Genomic DNA, 13,667 nt, shown 5'->3' with positions numbered 1-13,667 from the left:
CTGAAAGGTTGTGCCCGTTCGCGTCGTTCGAAGATGCGATGCCTTCAGTAGACGAGCGTCGCGCCGGTCGGCTTGTCGAGCGCTTCGGCCAGCGAGCGATATTCCGAGCTGCCGGTGCCGGCGAGCGAGGCGATCTTGTCGAGGTGGTATTGCGCCTGCTCGCGGTTGCCCTGCTCGAGCTGCCAGAGGCCGTAATATTGCCAGGTGCGGACGTGATTCGGATCGTCCTTCAGCGCCAGCTCATAATAGGCCTTCGACGACTGGTAGTCGCCGAGCTTGCGATAGGAGTAGCCGATTAGGTTGGCGACGTCGGCGACGTCGTTGCGCTTGAGCGACTTCAGCTGGTCGATCGCGCCCCTGTAATCGTGCTTGTCGTAGATCGCGGCGTAGGCAGTGCGGTAGGCCGCGAGGAATTTGGGGTCGCTGACGGAAGAGCTCTTCTTCTTGCCCTTCTTGGTCGAGGTGTCCGATTTCGGCGGCGACGAAGGGTCGTCGCCGGCGGCGGCATACGCGCTGGACAGCACCGGCGCGGCCGCCAGTGTCATGGCGACGAGTCCCGGCACAACGAGCATTGAGAGTTTGCGCATCTAAGTTCTCCGGTATGGAACGTGGCGATCCTACACGATTGCCCGAAGACCGGAACACCTCTCGGGCAAAAACATTCCCGCGTCGCACGATCTATTCGCCCGGCCGTGGATGACAAACGTGTCATCGAGATGAACGGAAGCCTGCAAGGGGCTTCAGATTGGGTTCAGTGCACCCCGCTTATGTTCCTTCCCACGATCGATGGGGGCGAGAGGGCGCCGCCTGATGATCCTTCCAAGAGGAGACCACCATGTTGAAGACCATTTCTGCAGCCTTGCTCGCAACCTCCGTGATCGCAGCCCCGGCGTTCGCCGCCGAGGCCGGCAAGACCACCACAGCCGCGCCGGTGATCAAGGCCGACCAGAGCCAGACCAAGGCGGCGACCACTGCCGCAAAACCGGAAGCCGGCGTCAAGGCCGACGCCAAGGCCGACGCCAAGACCGACGCCAAGACGACGGACGCGAAGGCTTCCGATGTCAAGACGGACGCCAAGGTGGATGGCAAGTCGAAGGCAATGGACGCCAATGCCGCGGTCACCACCGACCAGCACAAGAGCGTGAGCAAGCATCGCCATCACGACAAGCAGGTCACGGCCAAGGAGTCGCAGAAGGCGCAGCCGGATGTGACCAAGCCCGCGACGTCTGACAAGCGCAACTGACGACTGATCGCGCGCGGCGGCATCCCTGGCATTGCCCGCCGCCGCGCGCGGACGTCAGGCCTGGCCCGTTGCCACGCCTCGGGCGGAAGCCCGAGATGTCGGCGGCTGGCCGGTGCGCTGTTTGCGCCGCTGCAAGCGAATTCCCTTCATCCCGGCTTGGGGCTAGAACGTCTCCTGATCTGTTCGAGCGGAGAGCGGGGCCTGTGGGGCGATTGGCGAGATGTGCGGTGATCCTGGCGTTGCCGCTGGCGCTTGCGGCATGTTTCGGCAGCGACAGTGACCGTCCGACTTTCATGGGCGGGACCCAGGCCGGCGGGCCGCAGCCGTTTCCCGACAATTTCCGGAACGACACGGTGGCGTTGATGCGGGCCTACCTCAACAATCCGGTCGGCGTGCGCAATGCCGCCATGGCCGAGCCGGTGCAGCGCGAGGTCGGCGGCCGGCAGTTCTATGTGAGCTGCCTGCACTTCACCCCGCGCGAGACGGATGGGAGCTACAAGGGCATGCGCGAGCGGGCCGTGATCTTCGTCAACGGCCGGGCGGACCGCGTGGTCGACCAGACCAGCGATCTCTGCGCCGGTGCGGTTTACGCACCGTTTCCGGAACTGGAAAAGATGACGCGGTAGCGCAAAGGCAGCCTTTATCGCCCGGTGTTAGACAGAAGGAGCCGGAGCCGCTGGATCACATTTCGGCGAGCTTTGAACGGGGTGGTTTCGTCTTGCGACAAATCGTGGCGGCGGCCTTGCGCAGCCGAATTGACGGAACAAATTCGTGTTGTTGCCACGCCGTCACAGTCACGAACGATCAACGTTCCGGCATTGCCGCGAAGCAACCCAATTCACGCCACGTTGTTTCCCGAGTGTCGTAATGAAAGAACGGGGATGATCATGAAGTCGATCTTGCTGGGTGCAGCAGCTCTGCTGGCGCTGGTTGCGCCGGCCGCAGCGGCCGACATGCAGCCGCGCGCCTATACCAAGGCTCCGGTCACGCCGCCGCAGGTGATCTATAACTGGACCGGTTTCTATATCGGTGGCCATCTCGGCGGCGCGTTTGCCGGCGACAACAGCTTCCAGTCGAGCGACGCGCGTTTCCTGGGCGGCGTGCAGGGCGGCTTCGACTACCAGTTCGCGCCCAACTGGGTGGTGGGTATCGAGGCCCAGTATTCCTGGCTGCCGACCAACAACAATGGCGCCATCTTCCCGCTGGGCACGCAGGTGACATCCAACACCGACCAGATCGGGTCGGTGACCGGTCGCATCGGTTACACCTGGGGACCGACGCTGCTTTACGCCAAGGGCGGTTATGCCTGGCGGAATAACGGCCTTGGCGTGAACATCGCCGGGGTGCCGCAGGCCTTCACCACCACCGGCAACAACAAGGACGGCTATACGGTCGGCGCCGGCCTCGAATACATGTTCGCGCCGAACTGGTCGGCCAAGGCCGAGTATCAATATTACAATTTCGGCAGCACGACCTTTACCTCCGGCCCGGCTGACATCGTCGGCGTTCGTGGCCGGGAGGACGAGCATACCGTCAAGGCCGGGGTGAACTATCGCTTCGGCTGGGGCGGCCCGGCCGCCTCGCGGTACTGACGGTCAGCGCCGACCCAAGATCTGAAGATCCAAGACCTGAAGATCCAAGACCTGACAAAGGCCGGCTCCGCCGGCCTTTCGTTTGCCGGCCTGCCGCCTCCGGCGCCTGCTTTCTTTGCATTCCGTGAACCATTTGGCGCGTCATTTGCTTGCAAACGATGCTGGCGCGCCTTCTCACGCGCGTCATGGGGCTGGCGTAAAGCAAAAATAATTTTTGCGGTTTACGGAACTCGCGCTCCGGAACGCGTTATATGACAATTACCGGGCAGGTGGGACGACGGACATGCGTATCTTGGTGTCGGCAGTGGTGCTCTCGTTCTTCGGCTGCCTGCCGTGCTCTGCACAGACAATCCTCAGATCCGAGCCTCTGATGTTGGCACCGTACGAAGTTGCCTTCGTCAAGGACGCTTCATGTCCGTCGGGCAAGGTCATGAAGGTCACCGGCGCCATCCGCGGGCTGCACCGCCGCAAGGCCTGCGTAACGATGCCGGGCGAGCAGGCCTCGCTTGTGGCGGCCACCCCCTGAGCTTTCGCTCCGGCTCCGTGCCGGAGCTCAGGAATTCAGCTCGAGCTCCATTCTGGACTGCCGATCGGCCTCCGCCTTGTTCTTGGCGGGGTCCTCGCCTTGAGCCGCCTGGCACGGCTCGATCTTGTAATCATTGTCGAGCACCCGGCGCGGTCCCGGCCGCTCGTCGTCCGCCGTCACGTCCACGACGAGACCACTCCGCTCGGCGAGCTTCCAGACGTCGGCCTCGCTCGGATAGGACTTGCTGATTTGGGCGTCATTGCAGAAGAGGGCGTAGGGCATGCATCCCGACTCCAGGAATGCCCGTTAACGAGCTTACGGGGGGAGGGTTCCGGCCGCCCGCCCGATCACGCGCCCGTGATCGTCGTGGACGGCCCTTGAGTCCTTAACGAGTCCTGAATCCCGGAAAAAAGAATCCCTGGGACTCTTCGGCCGGAATCAGCGGATGTTTTCGGCCATGACCAGCGACCTGAACACATCCTGCGGGCACATGCTCCTGCCGCTCACGCTGGCGCTGTTCGGCGCCTGCGCGGCCAATCTCTGGCTGGTCTGGTCGTGGTTGTAGGGTCCTGGCTGTAGGGCCCTGGCCGGGCCTTATTCGGCCGGCGGACCTGAGGCGTCGCGGATGGCTGCACGCAATTTGGTCAGGGTCGCCGCACAATATTCCTCACGTTCGCGCTCGAAGCGCTCCTGGTGCTTGCGGAAATTGGCGATGCGGGCCTGCATCTCGGCACGGAATTCGCCGCTCGTCCGCGTCGGCAGAGGCGCGGGCCGCGGCGGAAAGGGGGCTTGCGGCGGTTCGATCTCGACGGTGACCGCCTCCACGGTGACGATCTCCATCGCGACGGCCGGGCCAGATGCGGGCGCCTCCGGCTGAAGGACATCATCCTTCCTGCCGGTCACCGATTGGACGAAAGCCAGCGTCTGCGCGATCAGTGCGTCGCGCTCCCTGATCCATTTCATGATCCACCTCAGCCGCGCGTATTCCAGCAAAGCGGCTGCTTCGAATCAAGGCTGTTTGCAAGGGTTGCATATTTTTCCCGGTAGCCCGACACTGGGCAGATGGATGCATCGAAAGAAAGACCGAACGAGGCGGAGGGCCTGAGGCTCATCCGCGCGTTCCTGACGCTGCCGCCCGACAAGCGGGCGGAGGTGATCGCGTTTGTCGAGGAATTGGCGCGTGTCCACGGCCGGCCCGAGGAGGGCGCCAAGGCCTCGCCGAGGTGAGCAAGGCCTGGCCGAGGTGAGCGCTACCGCTCGCGCGGATTGACGTTGGGCTCGAACGGCGCGCCGACCACCCGAACCGGGATCTGAGCTGGCGTGCGCGGAGTGGGGTCGATCACGGCTCTATCGGCGACCAGCTTATCGGGCGCCCGCCCCGGCGCCGGCTCGAACAGCGCCAACGTCCCGGCCACGGCGCTACAGCACAGCGTCACCGTCGCCAGCAGAATCATGTTTCGGTTTTCTTCCCGGACCCTCATGCGCTGACAACGGCTGACGCGGGAGCCGGTTCCGGGCCGGCGATTTTCGATGCGAAAACGGGGGGCTTTGGATCGCGCCTAGTGCGACAGCACCAAGCCGAGCGCGAGCACGAACAGCATGGCCGTCGCGACGACGGCCGTCATCGCGCCGGTTTCGAACAGTTCGCCTGGGTTGTATAGTGCGCGCGTGCCGCAAAAGGCTCGCCCAATGACCGTCGGTCGTCCTCCCGTGCTTGCGCACGAACGCTTCGTTGCCGACCGTGACAATTTCTCAGGGCTGGATCTCGCCGCACGGTTCGCGCGGATTGAGCGCACCAACCTCTGGGGCGCAACCACTTCGGTGTCCGGCCTCGGCTCCGAGGATGTCGCCACAGCCGCGATCCAGCAGGCGCTGCCTCCATTGCTGCTACGGCTCGGCGTGCGCTCGCTGCTCGATGCGCCCTGCGGCGATGCAGGTTGGATCGGCCGCCTCAAGCTCGATGTCGATTACACCGGCATCGACATCGTACCGTCGCTGATCGATGCAAACCGCCGGCGTGTCGCAGCTGACGGTTCGTCCGGTCGGTTTCTCGTTGCTGACATCACGCGCGATGAGCTGCCGCACGCCGACGTCATTCTCTGCCGGGATTGCCTGGTGCATCTGAGCTTTGCGAACATCTATCGCGCGCTCGCGCAATTTCGGATGAGCGGCGCGCGCTTCCTGCTCGTCACGACCTTTCCGGAGTGGGACGACAATCACGATTGCGAGGATGGCGACTGGCGCGCGCTCAACATGGAGAAAGCGCCGTTCGGCTGGCCGGCACCTCAGGCACTGATCGACGAGCGTTGCGAGGAGGGCGGTGGCGGCTGGCGCGACAAGAGCCTCGGGCTCTGGCGGCTGGATGAGCTGCCGGAGAATAGCTTCGCGTCAGAAGCTGGTGCCGGCTGAGGGGATTGAACCCCCGACCTTCGGTTTACAAAACCGCTGCTCTACCGCTGAGCTAAGCCGGCGATGCCTCAAGAGGCAGGGCAGAGCTCGGCTCGCGCCGGGCCCCGTCTACCCGTGCGCGCCGCAATACCAGACTTGATCGGAAAGTGCCAGAACCGGGAGGTCGTCGTCGCAGGACGTGAATCGGGCGGCCGCGCGGGCCGCCCGATGTGTCGCGTTCGGCTCAAGCCGGCTTACTGGCAGAGCTGCCGGCGGCCGTCTGCGCCCTTGAAGTACGTGCCGGGCGTACAGACGAAGCCGTTGCGCTGGGCATAGGTGCGCCTGTCCCAGCTACGATTGTCCCAGCCGCGGTCCCACGAATTGTCATAGGCGTAGGAATTGTCCCAACCTCGGAATGGGGCGGTGGCAATCGCGCCGGCGGTGCCGATCGCGGCGCCCGCGACGCCGGCCGCCGTCCCGACAGCGCCCGCCGCAACGTCGGTCGGCCAGAAGCCAGTGGGGCTTCTGTTCCAGTCGTTATTCCAGTCGCGGTTGGTCTGGCGATAGGCCGCGCGGCGGTGGCGGTAGCCGCTCTCGGTGGTGGCCTGTCCCGGTCCGAAGGTCTGGCAATTGGCGTTCGGGAATTGCGCCGAGCAGCGGCCCTGATTGGTGACGACGGTCTGCGCCATGGCAGAGCCTGCCAGCATGGTCGCTGCGATCGCCGTGGCCCCGAGAAGCTTGATGGTCATGGTTGTTCGCTCCCATTTTGTGGACAGGAGCTAAACGCTGACGGCGCAGGACGTTCCGATGCAACCTTGGGATTTTTCGGAGGCGAGCCGTCAAACCGATGTGAGCAGCATGCGTTGTTCCAGCCGCGCGGTTCCGCGCCGTTAACGCTTCGCTAGCTCGCCGTGCAGCATTTGAGCGGCGCGCAATCCTTGCACGTTAGGCTTACCGGAATTTGGTGAGCAGGCCTTAACTCTCTCTGCGTCGCGATCGGTTAGGTTGCGTCCGGATAACCGGGGTCTCCTCATGCGTGCCGTGGCGCTCGCCGCCTTTCTGATCGGACTGCCTGCAACCGCGTTTGCAGCCGGCTTCGAGATCGTCGTTCCCGGCCGTCCCGGCGTGCCGATCATTATCAACAACATCGATGCGTCCTATGCCGTCGTCGAGGGCACCTGGGGTCTCGGCAAGGGCCAGCAGGTGCAGCCCACGATCTATGGCGGACGCTATATCGCCGAGCGGCAGCCCGACGACGTCGGCCATTATTATCCGACGCTGGGCCTGCGGCCGGGCTACGGCCGGCTCGAGGTCGAGCCGCCGGCGAACCGCAAATTGCCCAAGCCCGCCGAGAGCTACCACCAGAGCTGGGGTGCCTCGTCCGCGCCGCTGCCGGCGCAGATGGATCCGCCCGTCGATCCGCCGCCGGTGATCTACGCGCCCGAGATCAACGACCGTCCTCGGCCCCCGCGGCCGCGGCCGCGCACAGAGATACCCGGCAGGCCGCCGGGTTGAGAAACGTGAAAACCAAAAACGGAAATCAACAGGAGAGAGTAATGCGTCAAATGATTTCGGGACTGGTCGCGGCAACTGCCGTGATGTTCGCCGCCACCGTGCCGGCCGCGGCCTGCGGCTTCAGCACATGCGCGCCCGTTGCGCCGGTCTATGCCGGCTGCAACACCGGATGCGGCGGATATGGTTATGGCTACGGCTACGGCGCCTATGAGCGTCTCGCCGAGCCGACCACGCAGTATTATTACGTCAACCAGGGTCCGACCTATACCGGTCCGGGAGCCTTCGCGCCGTACCCGACCTATCGCGAGGACGCGGTCGTCGCGCCCGCCAATTACGGCTATGGCTATGGCTATCGTGCCGCTGCGGTCGCGCCGCCGGCCGCTTATCCCTATCGCCGCCCGTACTTCCGTCCCTATCGCTACGGCTACGGCCCGCGCTACGGCTATCTGCCGCGCGTTCACTACGGCCATGCTCACCGTTACGGCTACGCCCACCGCCATGCACCGCGCTATTATGGCGGTCACCGCGTGCTGCGCCGCTATTACTGATCTCTGATCGGTTGAGATTTGCGAAGCGCCCGTTCGCGTGATGCGGACGGGCGTTTTGCTTTCTCTTCAAAACAACCCCATGCACAGTAGCCGGGAACAGTGAAATCAAGGGCTTGAAGCGCAATGTGCCCGAGATGAGCGAGCATCGCTCATTAGCTCATTGTTCGAACCCCAAATTTCGGAAAAACAGAGACTTCGATTGATCCGTCGGGCAAAACAGGCGTAGTCTAGCATCGTCCGGATATGCGCGGCGCCTAAAGCGCTAGCGCTTCATCAGCCCCAGCCGGCTCGCGCCGACATAGAGCGAGAGTACGGCCGCATTCGAGACGTTGAGGCTCTTGATCTCGCCGGGCATGTCGAGCCGCGCCACGACGCTGCAGGTCTCGCGCGTCAATTGCCGCAAGCCTTTGCCTTCGGCGCCGAGCACCAGCGCGAGCGGCTCGCGCAGTGTGACGTTCGAGAGGTCCTCGGTACCTTCGCTGTCGAGACCGACGGTCTGGAAGCCGCGCTCGTTCAACGCCGTTAAGGCGCGGGCGAGATTTTGCACCGTGACGACAGGCACAAGCTCCAGCGCGCCGGAGGCGGCCTTGGCGAGCACGCCCGTCGCCTCGGGGCTGTGACGCGCGGTGGTCACGATCGCCTTCACCGCGAAGGCCGCTGCAGAGCGCAGAATGGCGCCGACATTGTGCGGATCGGTGATCTGGTCCAGCACCAGCACCATGCCTTCCTGCTTGAGCGTCTCGATGTCCGGCGAGGGCAGGGGATCGGCCTCGGCGAGCAGGCCCTGATGCACGGCGTCGGGCGAGAGCAGGCGGTCGATCTCCTGGGGACGGACGATCTCGGGCGCGATGCGGGTCGCGATGTTTTCGTCCGCCAGCCGCCGCGCGGCGTTCTCGGTTAGCGTCAGCTTGCGGATCCGCCGCTGCGGGTTGGCGAGGGCCATGGTGACGGTGTGCCAGCCATAGAGAATGACGGGCCCGTCGGGGTGCGAATCGCGTTCGCGCCAAGCCGGCCGGCCGGTCGATTTCCCTGGTTTGTTGAAGGGCTTAGCCCCCCTGCGGGGGCCCCTCGGGGCGAATTTTTTGTCCTTCATGGGCTCGCTTGTGTCACGGGGACCCCAATATGGCAATTTGAGTGGCTTCGAGGACGATTTTAGCTGCTTGCCTCGGTTGACTTTGCCCCACCGCTTCGCCCATAAACGCGCCCGGTCGCGCCCCGATACGGGTTGCCGCGGCCTTCACGTTCCATGGCCGTCTTCGGTCCGCCGGCAAGGTCCGGCCCGATTGTGCTGCCGTCGAGCGGGGGAGTGTCCCGAGTGGCAAAGGGAGCTGACTGTAAATCAGCCGCCTCATGGCTTCGCAGGTTCGAGTCCTGCCTCCCCCACCAGCCTTCGCTCGCTTCGAGAGCTACGGCTAGGCAAGCCAGCATAAGTGCTCGTGGCGCGAAGTGAGCGAAGGCTGTCGCGCCGTAGCCCGCAGGGCGTAGGCGGACTGGGACTGTTTCTCAAGCCCGCTACCCCATCATCTCCCGCACCATCGGCACCACCTTCCGCCCGTAGAGCTCGATGCTCCGCATCAGCTTCTCGTGCGGCAATGGCCCCGCCGAATACTTCAACTGAAACCGCGAAAGCCCCAGCGCCTTCGCGGTCTTCGCGATCTTGCGCGCCACCGTTTCCGGCGCGCCGACATAGAGCGAGCCGTGCTCGGCCTCATGGACGAACTCGTCGCGTCCCATCGGGGGCCAGCCGCGCTCCTTGCCGATGCGGTCGCGCATCGCCTTGTAGTCGGGCCAGAGCTCCTCGCGCGCCTGCGCGTCGGTCTCGGCGACGTAGCCCGGCGAATGCACGCCGATCGGCTGGGCCGGGCGACCGAACTCCCTGAAGGCCCGATGATAGAGCTCGACATAGGGCGCAAAGCGCGCTGGATCGCCGCCGATGATCGCCAGCATCAAGGGCAGATCGTAATGCGCGGCGCGCACCACCGATTGCGGACTGCCGCCGACGCCGATCCAGGTTTTCAGCTTGCCGTTCTCGACCGGCGGATAGACCAGCTGATCTTTCAGCGGCGGACGCAGCTTGCCTTGCCAGGTGACCGGCTGCTGCGACAAGAGCGCAGCGAACAGATCGAGCTTCTCCTCGAACAGCTCTTCATATTTGCGCAGGTCGAAGCCGAACAGCGGGAAGGATTCGGTGAACGAGCCGCGGCCGAGGATAACCTCGGCGCGTCCGTTCGAGACCGCATCCAGCGTGGCAAAGCGCTGGAACACGCGGATGGGATCGTCCGAGGACAGCACCGTCACGGCCGAGCCAAGATGGATGCGCCGGGTGCGCGATGCGATCGCAGCGAGCACGGTTTCAGGCGAGGAGATCGCGAAATCGGCGCGGTGATGCTCGCCGAGACCGATGAAATCGAGACCGAGCTCGTCCGACAGCACCGCTTCGTCGACGACGTTGCGGATCACCTGCGCATGCGGAATCATGTCGCCGGACGCATCTCTTGTGACGTCGCCAAAGGTATCCAATCCGAATTCGAGCGGTGGGGTCATCGATCAAGTCTCTGTGGGAGGATCGGCCACATCTAAGGGACCGCAGCCCGGTCACAAGCGCACGTGCGGAAATGCTCGGTTTCCGTTTGTGGATCTTATCGCCCGATGCGCACCACCATCTTGCCGAGCGCAGCGCGCGTCTGCATCGTCTTGAATGCCGCGCGGAAATCCTCGAAGGCGAAGACTTGGCCGACCACGGGCTTCAACTGGTCATCGGCAAGCCAGTCCGTCAATTGTGACATCAGGCGCTTCTGCACATCGGGCTCGCGCGTTGGAATCTGCGCAAGATCGACACCGAGTAAGGCGCCGCCTTTCAGAAGCGGCAGATTGAACGGCAGCGCGGGAATGGCGCCGGCGGCAAAGCCGACCACGAGATGGCGTCCGCGCCAGGCGATGGATCGAAATGCCTGCACCGAGATTTCGCCGCCAACGGGATCGAAGATCACGTCCGCGCCACGTCCTGCCGTCAACTCCGTGAGCGTGTCGCGCCAGCCCGCCTGCGTATAGTCGATCACCGCATCGGCGCCATGCGCCTGCGCAAACTCGCGCTTCTCTGGTGTTGATGCAGCCGCGATGACGCGAGCGCCGAGCAGCTTTCCAATCTGGACGGCCGCAATCCCAGTGCCGCCGGCGGCACCCAGCACGAGAAGCTGCTCGCCTGCGGCCAGCGAAGCGCGCGCGCCCAGCGCATATAGGGCCGTCAGGTAATTGGCGCGAAACGAGGCGGCGACCTCGGCTGCGACGCCATCCGGCAGGGGATGGACCGCTTCAGGCCTAACGACGATCTCTTCGGCCAGTGCGCCCGATCGCGTCATGCCCATCACGCGCATGCCGGGTTGGTAACCCCCCGGTGCGCCGGGCGCGTCCGTCACCACCCCCGCGAACTCCGTCCCGGGAATGAAGGGCAGGGGGTCCTTGGTCTGGTAGCGTCCCTCGATCTTCAGCCCGTCGACGAAGCCAATCCCGGCAGCTTCCACCCGGATGCGCAGCTGTCCCGCCTCCATGGACGGCGGCGGTACGTCCTTCAGCTCGATCTGATCGATGGGGGCGTATTGCTCGACGACAACGGCTTTCATGTCGGACCTCTGTTGTTCCAGTTATCCTGACAGGTCTCGACACTAGCCTCTTGTGTCTACCGCCACATCCCCCGCATCCGCGCCCCGATGTCGATCTTCGGCCCCTGCGCCGCGGTGCGCGCGGCACCGCTTGCTGCCTTCGGCCAGGCGGTGCGCTCGAACAGGTAGACCAATTGCTCCGGGATGAACCGGGTGCGCGAGGCGTAGACGTGGCGGTCGCCCCTGGCGGCCTGACCGTGCACGAAGAAGCGCTGCGGCACGACGAGATGCAGATCGTCCTTGGCGCGCGTCATCGCGACATAGAGCAGGCGGCGCTCCTCCTCGATCTCGGCGCTGGTGCCGGCGCCGAGATCGGACGGCATGCAGCCGTTGACGACGTTGAGCACGAACACCGATTTCCACTCCTGGCCCTTGGCGGAGTGGATGGTGGAGAGGATCAGGTAATCCTCGTCGCGCAGGGGTGGCCCTGATTTGTCGCTGGTCGCATCCGGCGGATCGAGCGTGAGCTCGGTCAGGAATTTCTCGCGAGAGGCATAGCCGCTCGCGATCTGCTCGAGCTGCATCAGATCGGCGCGGCGCGTCTCGGCATCCTCGTGCATGCGATCGAGATGCGGCTCGTACCAGAGCCGCACCCGTTCGAGATCGACGGGCCATTCCGAATAGCGCAGGTTTTCGACCGTGCGGACGAAACAGGTCCAGTCCTCGCCGGTGCGCGCCGGCCCCGGCAGCCGGCCGAGCGCGGCAAGCGGGTCGGTGCTCTCCGCCATCTGGTCCAGCACGCGCTGTGCGGTCGCAGGCCCGATACCCGGCAGCAGGTGCAGGATGCGAAAGCCGGCGACGCGGTCGCGCGGATTCTCGGCGAAGCGCAACACGGCCAGCACGTCCTTGACATGCGCGGCATCCAGGAATTTCAGGCCGCCGAACTTGACGAAGGGGATGTTGCGGCGGGTCAGCTCGATCTCCAGCGGACCCGAATGCGAGGAGGTGCGGAACAGCACCGCCTGGTGCTTGAGCAGCGCGCCTTGCTCGCGGTTCGCCAGCACCGCCTCGACGATGTAGCGCGCCTGGTCGGCCTCGTCGTGCACGGTGACGAGCTGCGGCTTCTGACCTGAGGTGCGGTCGGTCCAGAGGTTCTTGGTGAAGCGCTCGCGGGCGAGGCCGATCACGCCGTTCGCCGCCGACAGCACCGCCTGCGTCGAGCGGTAATTGCGGTCGAGCGTGATCATCTCCGCGCGCGGCGAGAAGCTCTGCGGAAAGTCCAGGATGTTGCGCACGGTGGCGGCGCGAAACGAATAGATCGACTGCGCGTCGTCGCCGACCACGGTGAGGCCGCGGCCGTCGGGCTTGAGCGCCAAGAGGATCGAGGATTGCAGACGGTTGGTGTCCTGATATTCGTCGACCAGCACGTGGTCGAAGCGGCCGCCGATCTCCTGAGCGATCAGCGCATCGCCCATCATCTGCGACCAATACAGCAGCAGATCGTCGTAATCGAGCACGTGCTGGGCCTGCTTGGCCTCGACATAGGCGGCGAACAGACCCTTCAGCTCGGCGGCCCAGCCCGCGCACCAGGGAAAATGCTGGGCGAGCACCTTCTCGATCTCCATCTCGGCATTGACGCAGCGGGAATAGATCGACAGGCAGGTGCCCTTGGCCGGAAAGCGGCTCTCGGTCTTCGACAGGCCGCGCTCGTGCCGGACCAGGTTCATCAGGTCGGCAGAATCCTCGCGGTCATGGATGGTGAAGGCGGGATCGACGCCGATCCGCTCGGCATATTCGCGCAGGAGCCGCGCGCCGATGCCGTGGAAGGTGCCGGCCCAGGTCAGCGCATCGCGCATGATTGCGGCGTTGTTCTCGCCCAGCACCTTGCGCGCGATGCGCTCGACCCTTCCGGCCATTTCCGCCGCGGCGCGGCGGGAGAACGTCATCAGCAGGATGCGGCGGGGATCGGCGCCTGCGACGATCAGATGCGCGACGCGGTGGGCGAGCGTGTTGGTCTTGCCGGAGCCGGCACCGGCGATGACGAGCAGGGGGCCGCCCACGGTTGCGCCGTCGGCCACGCCATGCTCGACGGCGCGGCGCTGCTCCGCATTGAGCGTGTCCAGATATGTCGCCACGAATCGCCCCGGTGAAAGGATGAGACTCGGCGATCCCGGCGCGAATCGCAATGCGGCTGGACGGAACTGGAATTAGGATTTAGGGGGATGACGGCCCTTTGGTTCCAGCACCCCATGGCGA

The 13,667-nt window shown here is 64.8% G+C and carries 17 protein-coding genes and 2 tRNA genes; 9 read left to right on the top strand and 10 right to left on the bottom strand.

From position 1 onward, the window contains the following. Positions 1-44: 44 nt before the first annotated feature. Complete coding sequence (locus tag I6F37_RS04480) at positions 45-587, bottom strand: lipopolysaccharide assembly protein LapB (RefSeq protein ID WP_036010542.1); 543 nt, start codon at positions 585-587, stop codon at positions 45-47. Positions 588-835: 248 nt separating this feature from the next. On the opposite strand from I6F37_RS04480, the gene I6F37_RS04475 reads away from it, so the two are divergent. The 4 genes from I6F37_RS04475 (at position 836) to I6F37_RS45750 (ending at position 3,361) form a co-directional block, all read left to right on the top strand. Then, the gene (locus I6F37_RS04475) at positions 836-1,243 is read left to right on the top strand and encodes a hypothetical protein (RefSeq protein WP_225150435.1); all 408 of its coding nucleotides are present in this window, start codon (positions 836-838) and stop codon (positions 1,241-1,243) included. A 230-nt stretch (positions 1,244-1,473) separates the two neighbouring features. Further along, on the top strand, positions 1,474-1,869 hold the full coding sequence (locus I6F37_RS04470; protein ID WP_036010577.1) for a hypothetical protein: 396 nt from the start codon (positions 1,474-1,476) through the stop codon (positions 1,867-1,869). 261 nt (positions 1,870-2,130) lie between these two features. Further along, on the top strand, positions 2,131-2,835 hold the full coding sequence (locus tag I6F37_RS04465) for an outer membrane protein (protein WP_036010580.1): 705 nt from the start codon (positions 2,131-2,133) through the stop codon (positions 2,833-2,835). Between the two features lie 283 nt (positions 2,836-3,118). After that, positions 3,119-3,361 (top strand): DUF6719 family protein, encoded by a 243-nt coding sequence (locus I6F37_RS45750; RefSeq protein ID WP_036010549.1) that lies wholly within the window; start codon positions 3,119-3,121, stop codon positions 3,359-3,361. A gap of 27 nt (positions 3,362-3,388) precedes the next feature. Here the strand turns inward: I6F37_RS45750 and I6F37_RS04455 are convergent, their stop codons facing one another. Together I6F37_RS04455 and I6F37_RS04450 are read right to left on the bottom strand one after the other, a co-directional pair. Continuing rightward, positions 3,389-3,643, bottom strand: a complete 255-nt coding sequence (locus I6F37_RS04455; protein WP_036010552.1) for a hypothetical protein — start codon at positions 3,641-3,643, stop codon at positions 3,389-3,391. A gap of 312 nt (positions 3,644-3,955) precedes the next feature. Further along, a complete protein-coding gene (locus I6F37_RS04450) occupies positions 3,956-4,324 on the bottom strand; it encodes a hypothetical protein (protein ID WP_036010583.1) in 369 nt (122 codons plus the stop codon). Positions 4,325-4,423: 99 nt separating this feature from the next. On the opposite strand from I6F37_RS04450, the gene I6F37_RS04445 reads away from it, so the two are divergent. Further along, positions 4,424-4,588, top strand: coding sequence for a hypothetical protein (locus tag I6F37_RS04445; protein ID WP_167361680.1), 165 nt, complete (start codon positions 4,424-4,426; stop codon positions 4,586-4,588). 23 nt (positions 4,589-4,611) lie between these two features. Here I6F37_RS04445 and I6F37_RS04440 read toward each other — a convergent pair whose 3' ends face one another. Next, positions 4,612-4,815 carry a hypothetical protein gene (locus tag I6F37_RS04440; RefSeq protein WP_050991987.1) on the bottom strand — a complete coding sequence of 68 codons (204 nt, stop codon included), beginning with the start codon at positions 4,813-4,815 and terminating at the stop codon, positions 4,612-4,614. Between the two features lie 235 nt (positions 4,816-5,050). On the opposite strand from I6F37_RS04440, the gene I6F37_RS04435 reads away from it, so the two are divergent. Beyond that, a complete protein-coding gene (locus I6F37_RS04435) occupies positions 5,051-5,770 on the top strand; it encodes a class I SAM-dependent methyltransferase (protein WP_036010559.1) in 720 nt (239 codons plus the stop codon). Here the strand turns inward: I6F37_RS04435 and I6F37_RS04430 are convergent. Continuing rightward, positions 5,758-5,832 (bottom strand) — tRNA-Thr (locus tag I6F37_RS04430). The two genes, I6F37_RS04435 and I6F37_RS04430, sit on opposite strands and share 13 nt — an antisense overlap. A gap of 171 nt (positions 5,833-6,003) precedes the next feature. Further along, positions 6,004-6,498, bottom strand: a complete 495-nt coding sequence (locus I6F37_RS04425) for a hypothetical protein (protein ID WP_057029593.1) — start codon at positions 6,496-6,498, stop codon at positions 6,004-6,006. Between the two features lie 283 nt (positions 6,499-6,781). Here I6F37_RS04425 and I6F37_RS04420 point away from each other — a divergent pair, with 283 nt between their 5' ends. Next, complete coding sequence (locus tag I6F37_RS04420) at positions 6,782-7,264, top strand: hypothetical protein (RefSeq protein ID WP_036010846.1); 483 nt, start codon at positions 6,782-6,784, stop codon at positions 7,262-7,264. Positions 7,265-7,305: 41 nt separating this feature from the next. Next, positions 7,306-7,812, top strand: coding sequence for a hypothetical protein (locus I6F37_RS04415; RefSeq protein ID WP_109143326.1), 507 nt, complete (start codon positions 7,306-7,308; stop codon positions 7,810-7,812). A gap of 262 nt (positions 7,813-8,074) precedes the next feature. Here the strand turns inward: I6F37_RS04415 and rlmB are convergent, their stop codons facing one another. Next, a complete protein-coding gene (rlmB, locus tag I6F37_RS04410; RefSeq protein WP_036010853.1) occupies positions 8,075-8,905 on the bottom strand; it encodes a 23S rRNA (guanosine(2251)-2'-O)-methyltransferase RlmB in 831 nt (276 codons plus the stop codon). Positions 8,906-9,112: 207 nt separating this feature from the next. Between rlmB and I6F37_RS04405 the strand changes: the two genes are divergently transcribed. Further along, a tRNA-Tyr gene (locus I6F37_RS04405) sits at positions 9,113-9,198 on the top strand. A gap of 126 nt (positions 9,199-9,324) precedes the next feature. On the opposite strand, the gene I6F37_RS04400 is transcribed toward I6F37_RS04405, so the two are convergent. The 3 genes from I6F37_RS04400 to I6F37_RS04390 all read right to left on the bottom strand — a co-directional run bounded on the left by I6F37_RS04400 (position 9,325) and on the right by I6F37_RS04390 (position 13,546). Further along, positions 9,325-10,356 (bottom strand): LLM class flavin-dependent oxidoreductase, encoded by a 1,032-nt coding sequence (locus tag I6F37_RS04400; RefSeq protein WP_036010854.1) that lies wholly within the window; start codon positions 10,354-10,356, stop codon positions 9,325-9,327. Between the two features lie 95 nt (positions 10,357-10,451). Further along, complete coding sequence (locus tag I6F37_RS04395) at positions 10,452-11,432, bottom strand: NADPH:quinone oxidoreductase family protein (RefSeq protein WP_225124868.1); 981 nt, start codon at positions 11,430-11,432, stop codon at positions 10,452-10,454. A 56-nt stretch (positions 11,433-11,488) separates the two neighbouring features. Continuing rightward, a complete protein-coding gene (locus tag I6F37_RS04390; RefSeq protein WP_036010858.1) occupies positions 11,489-13,546 on the bottom strand; it encodes an ATP-dependent helicase in 2,058 nt (685 codons plus the stop codon). Between the last annotated feature and the right edge of the window lie 121 nt (positions 13,547-13,667).

Source organism: Bradyrhizobium sp. NBAIM08 (genome assembly GCF_020193935.1).
In the GTDB taxonomy this organism is placed as follows: Bacteria; Pseudomonadota; Alphaproteobacteria; order Rhizobiales; family Xanthobacteraceae; genus Bradyrhizobium; species Bradyrhizobium yuanmingense.
Note: the sequence above shows the minus strand (reverse complement) of the source record. Positions and strands in the feature narration are given on the sequence as shown.

Coding starts and splice junctions, on each gene's coding strand:
- I6F37_RS04480 (WP_036010542.1), bottom strand. CDS start 587: ATGCGCAAACTCTCAATGCTCGTTGTGCCGGGACTCGTCGCCATGACA.
- I6F37_RS04475 (WP_225150435.1), top strand. CDS start 836: ATGTTGAAGACCATTTCTGCAGCCTTGCTCGCAACCTCCGTGATCGCA.
- I6F37_RS04465 (WP_036010580.1), top strand. CDS start 2,131: ATGAAGTCGATCTTGCTGGGTGCAGCAGCTCTGCTGGCGCTGGTTGCG.
- I6F37_RS45750 (WP_036010549.1), top strand. CDS start 3,119: ATGCGTATCTTGGTGTCGGCAGTGGTGCTCTCGTTCTTCGGCTGCCTG.
- I6F37_RS04455 (WP_036010552.1), bottom strand. CDS start 3,643: ATGCCCTACGCCCTCTTCTGCAATGACGCCCAAATCAGCAAGTCCTAT.
- I6F37_RS04450 (WP_036010583.1), bottom strand. CDS start 4,324: ATGAAATGGATCAGGGAGCGCGACGCACTGATCGCGCAGACGCTGGCT.
- I6F37_RS04445 (WP_167361680.1), top strand. CDS start 4,424: ATGGATGCATCGAAAGAAAGACCGAACGAGGCGGAGGGCCTGAGGCTC.
- I6F37_RS04440 (WP_050991987.1), bottom strand. CDS start 4,815: ATGATTCTGCTGGCGACGGTGACGCTGTGCTGTAGCGCCGTGGCCGGG.
- I6F37_RS04435 (WP_036010559.1), top strand. CDS start 5,051: ATGACCGTCGGTCGTCCTCCCGTGCTTGCGCACGAACGCTTCGTTGCC.
- I6F37_RS04425 (WP_057029593.1), bottom strand. CDS start 6,498: ATGACCATCAAGCTTCTCGGGGCCACGGCGATCGCAGCGACCATGCTG.
- I6F37_RS04420 (WP_036010846.1), top strand. CDS start 6,782: ATGCGTGCCGTGGCGCTCGCCGCCTTTCTGATCGGACTGCCTGCAACC.
- I6F37_RS04415 (WP_109143326.1), top strand. CDS start 7,306: ATGCGTCAAATGATTTCGGGACTGGTCGCGGCAACTGCCGTGATGTTC.
- rlmB (WP_036010853.1), bottom strand. CDS start 8,905: ATGAAGGACAAAAAATTCGCCCCGAGGGGCCCCCGCAGGGGGGCTAAG.
- I6F37_RS04400 (WP_036010854.1), bottom strand. CDS start 10,356: ATGACCCCACCGCTCGAATTCGGATTGGATACCTTTGGCGACGTCACA.
- I6F37_RS04395 (WP_225124868.1), bottom strand. CDS start 11,432: ATGAAAGCCGTTGTCGTCGAGCAATACGCCCCCATCGATCAGATCGAG.